This window comes from Stenotrophomonas sp. 8(2023), from assembly GCF_030345295.1.
Taxonomy (GTDB): domain Bacteria; phylum Pseudomonadota; class Gammaproteobacteria; order Xanthomonadales; family Xanthomonadaceae; genus Stenotrophomonas; species Stenotrophomonas muris.
Window position 1 is genome coordinate 3,010,880 of record NZ_CP128404.1, and the last position, 13,453, is coordinate 3,024,332.

Annotated in this window: 13 protein-coding genes; 2 read left to right on the forward strand and 11 right to left on the reverse strand. The window is 67.3% G+C overall.

The genetic code is table 11. The annotated features are described in order from the left end of the window. Both pgaC and pgaD read left to right on the forward strand, forming a co-directional pair. Positions 1–1,251, forward strand: a complete 1,251-nt coding sequence (gene pgaC / locus QP609_RS14135) for a poly-beta-1,6-N-acetyl-D-glucosamine synthase (RefSeq protein WP_172412062.1) — start codon at positions 1–3, stop codon at positions 1,249–1,251. Then, positions 1,248–1,718 carry a poly-beta-1,6-N-acetyl-D-glucosamine biosynthesis protein PgaD gene (gene pgaD / locus QP609_RS14140; RefSeq protein ID WP_197621059.1) on the forward strand — a complete coding sequence of 157 codons (471 nt, stop codon included), beginning with the start codon at positions 1,248–1,250 and terminating at the stop codon, positions 1,716–1,718. The genes pgaC and pgaD overlap by 4 nt, the downstream gene beginning before the upstream one ends. Positions 1,719–1,830: 112 nt before the next feature. Here pgaD and QP609_RS14145 read toward each other — a convergent pair whose 3' ends face one another. From QP609_RS14145 to QP609_RS14195, 11 genes are all read right to left on the reverse strand, one after another. Next, positions 1,831–3,102: a glutamate-5-semialdehyde dehydrogenase gene (locus QP609_RS14145; RefSeq protein WP_197621060.1), complete on the reverse strand. Its 1,272-nt coding sequence runs from the start codon at positions 3,100–3,102 to the stop codon at positions 1,831–1,833. After that, positions 3,099–4,256: a glutamate 5-kinase gene (gene proB / locus QP609_RS14150; protein WP_014647780.1), complete on the reverse strand. Its 1,158-nt coding sequence runs from the start codon at positions 4,254–4,256 to the stop codon at positions 3,099–3,101. The genes QP609_RS14145 and proB overlap by 4 nt, the downstream gene beginning before the upstream one ends. Positions 4,257–4,267: 11 nt before the next feature. Next, a complete protein-coding gene (locus QP609_RS14155) occupies positions 4,268–4,531 on the reverse strand; it encodes a YciI family protein (protein ID WP_164165722.1) in 264 nt (87 codons plus the stop codon). After that, on the reverse strand, positions 4,531–5,826 hold the full coding sequence (argH, locus tag QP609_RS14160; RefSeq protein WP_014647782.1) for an argininosuccinate lyase: 1,296 nt from the start codon (positions 5,824–5,826) through the stop codon (positions 4,531–4,533). Before argH ends, QP609_RS14155 begins: the two co-directional genes overlap by 1 nt. Positions 5,827–5,846: 20 nt before the next feature. After that, positions 5,847–6,800, reverse strand: a complete 954-nt coding sequence (gene argC, locus QP609_RS14165; RefSeq protein WP_197605034.1) for an N-acetyl-gamma-glutamyl-phosphate reductase — start codon at positions 6,798–6,800, stop codon at positions 5,847–5,849. Further along, positions 6,797–7,396 carry a GNAT family protein gene (locus QP609_RS14170; RefSeq protein ID WP_014647784.1) on the reverse strand — a complete coding sequence of 200 codons (600 nt, stop codon included), beginning with the start codon at positions 7,394–7,396 and terminating at the stop codon, positions 6,797–6,799. Before QP609_RS14170 ends, argC begins: the two co-directional genes overlap by 4 nt. A gap of 4 nt (positions 7,397–7,400) precedes the next feature. After that, positions 7,401–8,729: an acetylglutamate kinase gene (locus QP609_RS14175; protein WP_197621061.1), complete on the reverse strand. Its 1,329-nt coding sequence runs from the start codon at positions 8,727–8,729 to the stop codon at positions 7,401–7,403. 75 nt (positions 8,730–8,804) lie between these two features. Beyond that, positions 8,805–9,893 (reverse strand): acetylornithine deacetylase, encoded by a 1,089-nt coding sequence (locus QP609_RS14180; protein ID WP_197621062.1) that lies wholly within the window; start codon positions 9,891–9,893, stop codon positions 8,805–8,807. Positions 9,894–10,044: 151 nt separating this feature from the next. Next, positions 10,045–11,241 carry an argininosuccinate synthase gene (locus tag QP609_RS14185; RefSeq protein WP_014647787.1) on the reverse strand — a complete coding sequence of 399 codons (1,197 nt, stop codon included), beginning with the start codon at positions 11,239–11,241 and terminating at the stop codon, positions 10,045–10,047. A gap of 119 nt (positions 11,242–11,360) precedes the next feature. Next, positions 11,361–12,371 (reverse strand): N-acetylornithine carbamoyltransferase, encoded by a 1,011-nt coding sequence (locus QP609_RS14190; RefSeq protein WP_014647788.1) that lies wholly within the window; start codon positions 12,369–12,371, stop codon positions 11,361–11,363. A gap of 331 nt (positions 12,372–12,702) precedes the next feature. After that, positions 12,703–13,266, reverse strand: a complete 564-nt coding sequence (locus QP609_RS14195) for a hypothetical protein (protein ID WP_014647790.1) — start codon at positions 13,264–13,266, stop codon at positions 12,703–12,705. Positions 13,267–13,453: the final 187 nt, after the last annotated feature.

Sequence of the window (13,453 nt, forward strand, 5' to 3'; positions counted from 1 at the left end):
ATGCATCCGCTGCTGCAGGTCCTGTTCCAGTTCGCCTTCTACTACCCGATGGTGATGGCGTTCTTCTGGATGTCCGGTGGCCTGTACTACTACTTCCGGCGCGAGCGTCACTCACGTCCGCGCAACGATCCGCCCTTGATGATCGCCCCTCCCTTCGCGACCTTGCTGGTGCCCTGCCACAACGAAGCAGAAAACCTGGACGACACGCTCACTGCGGCGCTGGCCCAGCGCTACCCCGCCGATTACGAAGTGATCGCCATCGACGATGGCAGCAGCGATGACACCGGCGCACGGCTGGATGCGCTGGCGGCAAGGCATCCACGGCTTCGCGTGCTGCACCTGGACCGCAACCTGGGCAAGGCCAATGCGCTGCGCATGGGCGCACTGGCCGCACGCTCGGAGTACCTGGTGTGCATCGATGGCGATGCGATGCTGGAAGAGCATGCACTGCACTGGATGGTCTGGCACCTGGTCAGTGGCAACCGGGTCGGTGCGGTCACCGGCAACCCGCGCATCCGCAACCGCTCCACCCTGCTCGGACGCCTGCAGGTGGCGGAATTCTCCTCGATCATCGGCATGATCAAGCGGGCACAGCGCGTGTATGGCCGCATCTTCACCATCTCCGGCGTGATCGCCGGCTTCCGCCGCACTGCCCTGCACCAGGTCGGCTGGTGGTCGGATGACATGGTGACCGAGGACATCGACATCAGCTGGCGCCTGCAGCGCGCGCACTGGGACATCCGCTACGAACCCAATGCGCTGTGCTTCATCCTGATGCCGGAGACGCTCAAGGGCCTCTGGCGGCAGCGCCTGCGCTGGGCCCAAGGCGGCGTGGAAGTGATGCTGCGCCACGCGCGCTCGCTGCTGCACTGGAAAGAGCGGCGCATGTGGGGCGTGCTGCTGGAGTACGTGTTGAGCGTGGTCTGGGCCTACACGATGCTGTTCATCGTGCTGCTGTGGGCACTGGGCAAGTTCATCGAGCTGCCGCCGCAGCTGCATATCGCCAGCCTGCTGCCGGAGTGGCATGGCGTGATCCTGGCGCTGGTCTGCCTGCTGCAGTTCGCCAGCAGCCTGATCATCGACCGGCGTTACGAAACACAGATTGGACGCAATTACTTCTGGGTCATCTGGTACCCGATGGCGTACTGGCTGATCAGCCTTTCCACCACCCTGGTGGCGCTGCCCAAGACGCTGCTGCGCCGTCGCAGCAAGCGCGCCACCTGGACCAGCCCTGACCGGGGGATCCGATGAACGCGCAACGCCCGTCCAACCGCTTCGACTCGCGGATGATCCGCAAGCCGCATCGCCAGCCACACTTCCAGCGCACTGCCTGGGGCTTCGTCACCCTGGCGTTCTGGGGCTTCTACTTCTATCTGTGGGCCCCCCTGGTGACCCTGCTCTCGTGGCTGATCGGTGGCCAGCTGGCCTGGCGGCAGCTCTACGAACGGCAGAACCAGTTCGACCCGTACGTGCTGGTCGCGCTGCCATTGATGCTGCTGTGCGCCAGCGTGCTGTTGATCGCCTGGGCCGAGTACAACCGCGCCCGCTTCCGTGGCCGCGAACGCCGCCTGCCGCGGCCCCTGGCCAGCCTCGACGAAGTGGCCGCCGATCTGGGCGCCAGCACCGGGCTGGCCGAACGCCTGATGGGCTGCAAGGCCGCCACGCTGCACATGGATGATCACGCACGGCCGGTCGGCATCCGCCGCGAGGTGGTGTAACCCGACGACCTGGTAGCTGCCGACCTTGGTCGGCGCTTGGGCCTGGTGGGTGCCGGCCTTGGTCGGCACCGGGGTTTGCCGCGAAGAGCATCTACGCGCCGCGTGGATCCACTTATGTACGCGTCTGCCCTTCGCCGCGCACGACAAATCGTTCAACGGTGAGGGCTTCCAAGCCCATCGGGCCGTAGGCGTGCAGGCGCGTGGTGGAAATACCGATCTCACTGCCCAGGCCCAGCTGGCCACCATCGGAGAAGCGCGACGAAGCGTTGACCATCACCACCGCCGAGCGCAGCGCGTTGACGAAGCGCTCGGCGTGGCCGGTGTCCTCGGTGGCGATCACTTCGGTGTGGTCGGAGGTATAGGTGCGGATGTGCGCGATGGCTGCATCAAGATCATCGACCACGCGCACCGCCAGCACCAGATCGAGGAACTCGGCGGCGTAATCCTCCTCGGTCGCCGCCGTGCTGCCCGGCAGCAACGGCTGCGCCTGCGCATCGGCGCGCAGCTGCACCCCACGCTCACCCAGCGCATGCGCCACGCGCGGCAGGAACGCGTCAGCCACGGCGCGGTGCACCAGCAGCGTCTCCAGCGAATTGCACGCCGCCGGCCGGCTGCACTTGCCGTCCACCAGCAGGTCGATGGCCTTGCCGAGGTCGGCGCTGGCGTCCACGAACAGGTGGCACACCCCCTTGTAATGCTTGATCACCGGCACGCGCGCGTGCTCGGCCACGAAACGGATCAGGCCTTCGCCGCCACGCGGAATGGCCAGGTCGATCAGCTCATGCAGCTGCAGCAGTTCCAGCATCGCCTCGCGGCGCAGGTCGGTGAGCACGGTCACCGCCGCCGGCGGTACGCCGTTGGCCTTCAATGCACCGGCCAGCGCCTGGGCGATGGCGGTATTGGAGTGGATCGCTTCGGAACCACCGCGCAGGATCACGCCATTGCCGGCCTTCAGGCACAGCGCGGCGGCTTCGGCCGTCACGTTCGGGCGCGCCTCATAGATCATCGCGATCACGCCCAGCGGCACGCGCACCTTCTGCACGCGGATGCCGTTGGGACGTACGTCGTCGCGCGTCACCTGGCCGACCGGGTCAGGCAGCGCGGCCACCTCGCGCACCGCCTCGGCCATCGCGAACAGCCGCGGCGGGTCCAGTGCGAGGCGGTCGAGCATGGCACTGCCAACGCCCTTGTCGCGCGCGGCGGCGAGGTCGCGTGCGTTGCCGGCCAGGATCAGTCCGGCATTTACTTCCAGGGCCTGCGCCATCGCCAGCAGCAGCGTGCGTCGCGCCGCACTGTCCAGGCCGGCAACGATCTGCGCTGCATCACGGCAGGCGCGCGCCTGGGCTTCGATTTCGCTCATCGGGGTGTCCTTCAAACCGGTCATGGCAGCACCAGGTCGTCACGATGGACGACGCTGCCGCCGTAGTTGTAGCCCAGCACGGCCTGGATGTCGCGCGAATGATGGCCGGCGATCCGGCGCACGTCGTCGGCCGCGTACTGGCTGACGCCGCGGGCGACACAGACACGCCCCTGCGGTGCGATCCAGCACACCTGCACCATGTCGCCGCGGCGGAATGCCCCCTCGGCAGCGGTGATGCCGCCGGGCAGCAGCGAGGCGCCCTTCTCCCGCATCGCCTGTGCCGCACCGGCATCGACGACGATCGCGCCCTCGGCCAGCGGCGCGTGCCGCAGCCAGTGCTTGCGGGCAGCCTCGCGGCTGCGTGCGGCGTGGATGCGGGTGCCGAACAGGCGGTCCTGCGCCAGCGCGCGCACCACATCGCTGCTGCGGCCGTTGAACAGGTAGGTCTCGATGCCGAGGCGGCCCGCCTTGGCCGCCGCCTCCAGCTTGGTACGCATGCCGCCGGTGCCGGCGCGCGAGCCGGCGCCGCCGGCCATCGCCAGCACATCGTCACTCAGTTCCGGCACGTCGTGCAGTGGCCGCGCGTCGGCCACGGTGCGCGGATCTGCGCTGTACAGGCCGTCGATGTCGGTGGCGATGAACAGTGCATCGGCATCGACCAGCGCGGCCACGGTCGCGGCCAGGTTGTCGTTGTCACCGAGCTTGAGCTCGTCCACCGATACGGTGTCGTTCTCGTTGACCACCGGCAGCGCACCCAGCCGCAGCAGTTCGCTCAGCGTGGCGCGTGCATTGAGGTAGCGGCGGCGGTTGCGCAGGTCGTCGTGGGTCAGCAGCACCTGCGCCACCGGGCGCTCGAAGAAGCGCTGCCAGAGCCCGATCAGCTGCGCCTGGCCGAGCGCGGCCAGGGCCTGGCGCGCCGCCATCGCCGCACCGGGTTCATCGGCCCGCGGCAGGATCGCGCGCCCCGCCGCAACCGCGCCGGAGGAGACGATCACCACCTCGCGCCCAGCCAGTACGTTGGCGGATACAAACTGGGCCAGGCCCAGCGCGTGGCGTGGCGACAGGCCGCCACCATCGGCCGCCAGCAGGCTGCTGCCAACCTTCAGCACCGCACGCCGCCATGGCGGCAGCGCCTGTTGCGGGAACGGCGAAGCGACGGTGGCGGCGTGCAGGGTCATCGGTCAGGGCCTCAGCGGGTATTCCATTCGTGCACGGTCAGCTCGGAAGCGTGCATCGTCACCAGCGGATCGGTGGCGACGATCGCCTGCGCCTGTTCCAGGCTCTCGACGTTGCACAGCACATAGGCGCCACCGCTGCCATCGGCGAAACCACCGGTCAGCTGCAGCTTTCCCTGTGCCTGCAACGCCTCGAGGAAATCGCGGTGCGGCTGCACCGCCGCATCGTTGAAGTCCGGCCGGCGCATCGCCATCACCAGGTAGACAGTGCCCGCCATCAGGACAGCGCCTGCCAGCGTGCGCGCAGTTCGTCCAGGCGCAGATCGGCGGCCGAGCCCGGCGATACACGCGCAGCCAGGCTGCCTTCCGGGGTACGTCCCTGCCCTGCGCTGTCGGCACCGGCTGCAGCGGCCTTGTAGGCCTCGCGGAACGGCACACCGGCCACCGCCGCTTCCACGGCGACGTCGGTGGCATACATGCCCGAATCGATCGCTGCGCGCAGCCTGTCGTCACGCCACTCCAGATTGGCCAGCAGCGCCGGCAGCAGTTCCAGCGCGGCCAGGCCACGGCCGAAGCCGTGGAAGATGGCGCCCTTGGACGACTGCAGGTCACGGTGATAACCCGAAGGCAGCGACAGCAGCTGCTCGATCTCGGTGCGCGCGGCGGCGACGCTGGCGTGGGTCGCACGCATCAGCTCGATCACGTCCGGGTTGCGCTTGTTGGGCATGATCGAACTGCCGGTGGTGTACTGCGCCGGCAGCGCGACGAAGCCGAACTCGGCGCTGGTGAACAGCGACAGGTCCCAGGCGATGCGGCGCAGGTCCAGCGTAGCGCCACCGAGTGCTTCCAGCGCGGCCAGCTCGAACTTGCCGCGCGACAGCTGTGCGTAGATCGGCGAGATCTGCATGCGCGCGAAACCGAGCGCGGCCGTGGTGTGCTCGCGGTCCAGCGGCAGGTTCACCCCGTAGCCGGCGGCGGTGCCGAGCGGATTGGCGTCGACCAGCGCATGGGTGTCACGGGCGCGGATGGCGTTGTCGATGAAGGCCTCGGCCCATCCGGCCCACCACATGCCGGCCGAAGAGACCACGGCGCGCTGGATATGGGTATAGCCGGGAATCGGCAGGTCCTTCTCGGCCTGCGCACGGTCCAGCGCGATCTTGGCCACGTCGGTGCTGAGCCCGGCCACGCGCAGCAGCTTCTCCTTCAGCCACAGGCGGGTGGCGACCAGGATCTGGTCATTGCGGCTGCGGCCGGTGTGGATCTTGCGGCCAGCGTCGCCGAGGCGTTCGGTCAAACGCGCTTCGATTGCTGAGTGACCGTCTTCGTACTGCGTATCCAGCACGAAGCGGCCTTCACGGAAATCCTGCGCCAGCACGTCGAGCTCGCGCAGCAGGCCTGCCAGCTCGTCGGCGCTGAGGATGCCGATGTGCTGCAGGCCCTGCGCATGCGCGGCGCTGGCAGCGATGTCATGCAGGAAGAACTCGCGGTCGAGGATCACGTCGTCGCCGGCGAGGAAGGTCTGGATCTGGGCGTCGACAGCGACGCCGGGCTTCTGCCAAAGAAGGTCTGCCATGGGGGCTCCGGAAGGCGTGTTCAGTGCGGGATCGACGTCAGTTCGTCGATGCCCAGCGCAAGGTTGAGGTTCTGCATGGCCTGGGTGGCCGCGCCCTTGAGCAGGTTGTCCAGGGTCGCCACCACCACCACCCGCTTGCCGCCCGGGGCCAGGGTGAAGCCACCGACCTGGGCACCGTGGCGGCCGGCGATGCGGCTGACCCACGGCGCTTCATCCACCACTTCGATCAGGGGTTCGCCGGCATAGGCCTGCTGGAAGCGCTCGACGATCTGTTCGCGGGTCTGCACGCGGTTCAGCCACAGGTTGGCGGTCAGCGTGATGCCGCGGAAATGCGGCGCGACGTGCGGCATGAACTCGACGGCCACGCCCAGCTGCACCGACACCTCGCGCTCGTGCACGTGGTTGGTCAGCGCATACGGCATCAGGTTGTCGGCCAGCAGTTCGACGTTGTTCTTGTCCGACGGCGTGGTACCGGCACCGGAGTAGCCGGAGACACCGAAGCACTGCGGCGGGCCGGCCAGCAGGTCCAGCAGCGGATGCACCGCCAGCTGCATCGCCGTGGCATAGCAGCCCGGGTTGCTGATGTGCTTCTGGCCGTTGTAGCGGCCGCGGGTCAGCTCCGGCAGGCCGTAATACCAGCTGTTGTCGAAGCGGTAGTCGGCCGAGAGATCGACGATGACGGTGTCCGGCTTGGCGGCTTCAAGCGCGGCCACGAACGGTGCGGCCAGGCCGTTGGGCAGGGCCAGGATCACCGCGTCCACGACTTTGGCGGCCACCGCGTCGGCATCCAGGTTCTCGTACTGCAGCTCGCCCTGGAATTCCGGGTGGTGGTCGGACAGGCGCTGCCCGGCGCGCTCGCGCGAGGAGACGAAGGCCAGTTCCAGGCGCGGATGGGCGGCCACCAGCTTGATCAGCTCGGCGCCGGTATGGCCGCGGGCCCCGACGATGCCCAGGGTGAAAGTCGAATCGTTCATGCGTGGCTGTCCAGGCGGTACTGCAGGTGGCGCTTCACGCCCTGCCATTCCGCATCGATGATGGAGAAGATGACGGTGTCGCGCGGCGTGCCGTCGGCGTGCCGCTTGTGGTTGCGCAGCACGCCATCCTGCTTGGCGCCGAGGCGTGCGATGGCGGTGCGCGAAGTGAAGTTGAACCAGCTGGTCTCGAACACGACGCTCAGGCACTGCAACCGCTCGAACGCGTGGCTGAGCAGCATCAGCTTGGTCTCGGTGTTGACCCCGGTGCGTTGCGCAGACTCGCCATACCAGGTGTAACCGATACTCAGGCGCGGCACGTCCGCTTGCAGATCGTAGTAGCGGGTGGTGCCGACAATCTGGTCGTTGGCATCGAACACCACGAACGGCAGCACCCTGCCTTCGGCCTGCGCCTGCAGCGCTGCCTGCACGTAGCCGGCCATGGTCTTCGCATCGGGCACCTGGGTGTACCAGAGCCTGGACAACGCGCCATCGCCAAGCGCGCCGCGCAGGCCATCGATATGCCCCATCTGCAGCGGCTCCAGCCGCGCATGGGTGCCCGCCAGCGTAGGGACCTTGGTCCAGTCGGCATGGTTCATGTGTTCAGCCCTGCAGGCTCGGCGCGCGCCGGGCGCAATGGTCGACATAGGTCTTGATCCGGTCGATGCCGTCGGCGCCGAACCAGAACACCTTCCAGTGGTCCTGCTTGTAGCAGCCGTCGGATTCAGCGTAATAGAAGTGGTTGATCGGATTGCCATGGCGCGAACGCCAGAACAGCTGCGGGGTTTCCTCCAGCATCACGTTCCAGACCGCGCGGCCCAGGCCCTCGCCCTGCGCATCGTCGAGCACGGCGAACTTGTCCAGGTACACGCCCTCGGCCTCGTCGGTGAGGATCACCGCGGTGCGGTAGTTCTCGCTGACGTAGGCGCGCAGCAGCTTCGTCTTTTCGAAGTACTCCGGCACCAGGGTGCGGCCGAAGCTGGATTCGATCAGGCCCTTCAGGCGCGGCAGGTCCAGCGCGTTCCAGGCGGTGGCGCGCAGCACCTTCTCGCCCTTGCGCACCAGCGTCCCCGAACCCTTGTGGGTGAACAGTTCCTTGGCCAGGTCGGCCGGGCGGGTGATCGACACCGACGATTCCAGCGGCAGGCGATCGAGCAGATCCTTGATCTGTTCGATCTTCACCCTCATGCCGCCGTGGATCCACGGCTGCGCGATCAGGTGGTCGTACTCGGTAGACAGGTTGATCGAATCGATCACGTTGCCCTGCTCGTCCAGCAGGCCGCCAGTGCCGGTCAGGAAGATGATCTTGTATGGCTGCAGTTCCTGCACCAGCTCGTTGGCGGCGAAGTCGGCGTTGACGTTGAGGATCTGGCCGCCAGCGGTCTCGCCCAGGCTGGTGATGACCGGGATCGACCCGGCACGCAGGCTGGCCTCGATCGGTGCCAGGTTGACCTTCTTCACCTCGCCGACCAGGCCGTAGGTGTCCACGTCCAGGTACTCGGCCTCGAACACGCCGCCGGTGATCGAGGTGGCGCGCGCGCCGTTCTGCTGCAGCGCCTCGACCAGGCGCAGGTTGGACTGCTGGAACACCCGGCGCACGATCGCCAGCGCTTCCGGCGACGTCACGCGCAGGCCGTTGACGGTCTGCTTCTCGATGCCGGCGGCCGACAGTTCGGCATCCAGCTGCGGGCCGGCGCCGTGCAGCACGATCGGGGTCAGCCCGACTTCCTGCAGGAACGACAGCGAAGAGGTCAGCGCGTCGAGGTCGTCGCGCAGCACCGCGCCGCCGACCTTGACCACGGCGAAGCGCTTGGCGTCCAGCTGCGAGAAGCGCTTGAGGTACTGGCTGATCTCCTTCGCGCTGGCCATGCTGGAAAGCAGGCGCACGATGGTCTGGCGGGTCTGGCGGTGGGGCTGGAGGGCAGGAGACATTTCGGTTTCGTCACAGGCGGCGGTCGCCGCGTTGCAGTTCCACCCGGCCAGGGCCGGGCGGCGTTGTAGGGTCGATCAGGCGCCGGCGGCGATGATGCGATGCACGGCGTCGGTGTAGCGCTGCAGCTGCTCCAGCGTCACGAACTCATCGGCGGTGTGGGCCTGGGCGATGTCGCCCGGGCCGAACACCAGCGTGGTGTAGCCACCGGCGGAGAACAGCGAGGCCTCGGTCCAGAAGTCCACCGCGTTGCCGATCGGCAGCTCCAGCGCATCGGCCACATCGCGCGCCAGCAGGCGGCGGTTCTCGGCCTCGGCGATGTCACCGGCCGGCAGGGTGGGGCCACGGAACGTTTCGGTGAACACGGCGGCTTCCGGTTCGGCGAAACCGGCGAAGGTCGCCAGCAGGCCATCGATGTCCATCGACGGCAGCGGGCGGAACCCGAAGCGCACCTCAGCAGCCGGTGCGATCATGTTGGCCTTGATCCCGCCTTCGACGCGACCGATGTTGAAGCGCAGGCCGGTCAGCCCGCCGAAGCGGGCCGAGGCCAGCGATTCCACATGGTCCAGTGCACGGTTGCCCCAGCGCATGGCCTGGTGCAGCGCGCTGGCGGCCGCGTCCTGCTTGCCGGACGCATGGCCGGCACGGCCGGCGAACTGCATCAGCACCGAGCTGATGCCACGATGCGCCAGCACCGCTTCACTCATGGTCGGCTCGGCCACCAGCACCGCTTCATACGGCAGGCCACGGGCCAGGAACGCGGCGATACAGCGCGGATCGTTGGCTTCCTCGTCGCTGGAGAACAGGAAGGCGGCATCGCCATCGCTGGCATTGGCCGCCGCCACCAGCGCAGCGGCGGCGCCCTTGATGTCACACACGCCCAGGCCGACCACGCGGTCGTCCAGGCGGCGCATCACATGCGGGTCGGCACTCCAGTGCGGCGAGTCCGGCACGGTGTCCAGGTGCACGTTGAACAGGTACTTCGGCGTCCCGCGCACGGCGTACAGGCTGACTGCGCCCGCGCCATGGTCGATCACCTCGACGTTGAAGCCGGGCAGGTTGTCGCGCAGGTAATCGAAGATGCCACCGGTGGTGATCGCACGCGGCGGGTTGCGGGTGTCGAAGGACACCAGCGCCTGCAGGTGATCGAGCGTCTGTTCAAGCATGTGTCTGAATATCCGTAGGGTTCGAAATCGGTAGTGCCGGCCGCTGGCCAGCTCCGCAATGATCCAGCCGTGCCACGAGCCGGCCAGCGGCCGGCACTACCCTCCATCGACGTTGCGAGGCGCCGGCCAGCGGCCGGCACCCCGTCACAGGTCAACCGCGATTGACCTGCGCATAGACAGTGGAGCTCATGCCGAACAGCTTGATGAAGCCTTCAGCCTCCTCCACGCCCCAGTCGGCCGACTGCGCGTAGGTGGCGCCCTTGGTGTTGAGCAGGTGCGGCGACTTCACGGCCACCGCATCGACGCGGCCACCACGGGTTTCCAGCACCACTTCACCGTTGACCTTGGCCTGCGAGGACTTCAGGAAGGCTTCGATGTCGGTCTTCAGCGGGTCGTGGTAGAAGCCTTCGTACACCAGCTCCACCCACTTGCGTGCCACGTCCGGCTTGAAGCGGTTCTGCTGCTTGGTCAGCACCGCATCTTCCAGCGCACGGTGTGCGGCCAGCAGCGAAACCAGGCCCGGGGCCTCGAACACGATGCGGCCCTTCAGGCCGATCACGGTGTCGCCGGTGTAGACGCCGCGGCCCACGCCGTACGGGGCGAACAGCTTGTTGAGCTGGGCCAGGATCTGGTCGCCCGGCAGCGCCTTGCCGTCCAGTTCGACGGCTTCGCCTTCAACGAACTTCAGGGTCACGGTCAGGGCCTGCTCCGGCCACTCGCTGCGCGGTGCGCACCAGCCACGCGCGCCCTCGCCCGGAGCTTCCCACCGGTCGATCTCGCCGCCGGACATGGTCAGGCCCAGCAGGTTCTCGTTGATGGTGTAGGCCTGCTGCTTGGCGCGCACGCCGAAGCCACGCTCTTCCAGGTACTTCTGCTCGTAGGCGCGGGTCTGGGTGTGTTCCTTCTGGATCTCGCGGATCGGCGCGATGATCTGGTAGTCGCCCAGCGCCTTCACGGCCAGGTCGAAGCGGACCTGGTCGTTGCCCATGCCGGTGCAACCGTGGGCGATGATGTTGGTGCCCAGCTCGGCAGCACGCTTCAGCGCGGCATCGACGATCAGGTAGCGGTCCGAGACCAGCAGCGGGTACTGGCCCTGGTAGCCTTCGCCGGCCCACACGAACGGCTTGACGAAGCCTTCCCAGATGGCCGGGCCACCGTTGACGGTAAGGTGGCTCGCCACGCCCAGTTCGGCGGCGCGCTTCTCGATGAAGTCACGCTCTTCATCATCGACGCCGCCGGTGTCGGCGAACACGGTGTGCACGTTGTAGCCGCGCTCCTGCAGGTACGGCACGCAGAAGCTGGTATCCAGGCCGCCGGAGAAGGCGAGAACGACGTCTTTGTTGCTCATGGGGGTCAGGTCCACTTGGGGGATGGGAATTCGGTAGAGCCGACCGTTGGTCGGCTGGAATATTGGATGCGCCGCTGCGGGAGCAGCCGACCAACGGTCGGCTCTACCCCTTGTTCGATCTAGCGCCCGGCAACCGCCGCCATGATCGCCTTCTGCACGTGCAGGCGGTTCTCGGCTTCGTTGATGGCGATGCACTGCGGCGAATCCATCACCGCGTCGGTGGCCTTCACGTTGCGGCGCAGCGGCAGGCAGTGGCTGAACACACCATTGTTGGTCAGCGCCATCTTCCGCTCGTCCACGATGAAGTGCTTGAACTGGTCGCGGATCGGCTTCTCCGGTTCCCAGTTGCCGAAGAACGGCAGCGCGCCCCAGCTCTTGGCGTAGACCACGTCGGCGCCGGCGTAGGCGCTGTCGATGTCATGGCTGATCTTCAGCGAGCCGCCGCTCTCGGCCACGTTCTGCTCGGCCCAGCCCATGTAACGCTCGTCGAGGATGTAGTCGGCGGTCGGGCACAGCAGGGTCACGTCCATGCCCATGCGGGTGGCGATGGTCAGCGCCGAATTGGCAACGGCGGTGTTCAGCGGCTTGGGGTGGTAGGTCCAGGTCAGCACGTACTTCTTGCCACGCAGGTCCTGGGTGCCGAAGTGCTCCTGCAGGGCCATGATGTGGGCCAGCTCCTGGCACGGGTGGGTGATGGTCTCCATGTTGATGACCGGCACCGGCGAGTACCTGGCGAAGCTGTTGAGGACGATGTCCTGGCGGTCGTAGGCCCAGTCGATGAACTTGGGGAACGCACGCACGGCGATGATGTCGCAGTAGCGACCCAGCACCTTGGCCACTTCAGCGATGTGCTCTTCGGTATCGCCGTCCATCACCGTGCCGAGGTTGAACTCGATCGGCCACGCATCCTTGCCCGGCTGCAGCACCACCGCGTGGGCACCGAGCTGGAACGCGCCCAGTTCGAAGCTGGTGCGGGTGCGCATGGACGGGTTGAAGAACACCAGCGCGATCGACTTGCCCTTGAGCTGGTCGCCGAGCTTGTTGCGCTTGAACAGCGCCGCCTGGGTCAACAGCGCGTCGAGATCGCTGCGGCTCCAGTCCTGGGTGTTCAGGAAGTGCTTGGGGGACATCATCTTTCCTTGCGTGGCGGCGCCGGTTTCGACGCGGTGGAAGGGAAAACAGGAATCAAAGGTGGAGCGGGAAGATTGCAGTTGCAGCTTTCAGAAGATGCATTTTCGAAGCGCGGAAACGAAAAAACCCAGCCGGCGGGCTGGGTTTTTTCGGACGAACAGCAAAAAGCTCCGGTTACCCAGCGAGGATGTGGGGTTCCGGTCGACGCGCACGCGAGGTCATGCCCGACGCCTGTCGGGCTGCGCTGCTGTCGTGCTGGAAGTCGGTGAGCTTCATGGTCAACCATCTTTGCATGCGGCCGAGGCCGGCGCAAGGGCCGGGGTCCCAGAATCAGGGATTGCTGGCCGTGCCCTGCTCCGGGCCGACCCAGGGCGTGATCGACACCCGGATCTTGAGCCGGTTGCCGGGGTCTTCCGGCAGCCGCGAACGGTACTTGGTGCCCTTGTAGACGTAATCCACGTCGTAGGCGATGGGCCGGCGGAATTCACGCCCCACCGGCACGATGCGGCAGTCGCGGGTCAGCATCGGGCCAGTGTTGGCCGGTGCCGGGGCCGGCGTCTCGGCTCCGGGCTCCTCAACGGCCTCTTCGTCGCTGCGCTTGAACATCGAGCGCACCGAGTCCCAGAAGCGGCTGATCCGGCCCTTGTCCTCGACCGGCTCCTCGCCGGTCACGTTCACCGGGGCCAGGGTCCGGGTCGACACCGGCTCGCAGTGCTCCTCGGTGCGGGTCGCGCGCAGGGTCTGGAACACCGGCTCCACGTTCAGCACCTGGGCGTAGTCGAACTTCACGTTCTCAACGATCACCACCCGGTTGCGGGGCTCGGCCTCCTGCGCCAGCACCACGGCGGGCAGCGCCGACAGGCAGGCCAGGGTCAGCAACGCGGTGGATTTCATTGGCGACGGGAGCAAGGACACGGCAATAGTGTAGGCAGTGGCGAGCGCAAGGGGCTGAACATTACCCGTCCACGCCGCTCCTGCCCACCCCACCCCGGGTGGCCCCGGCGTCCACCGGTGGCAACGGGTGCCCCCAAAGGGGGCCGACACGTTCTAAAATCACAGGCTTGTCCCCCAGCCACAGCCC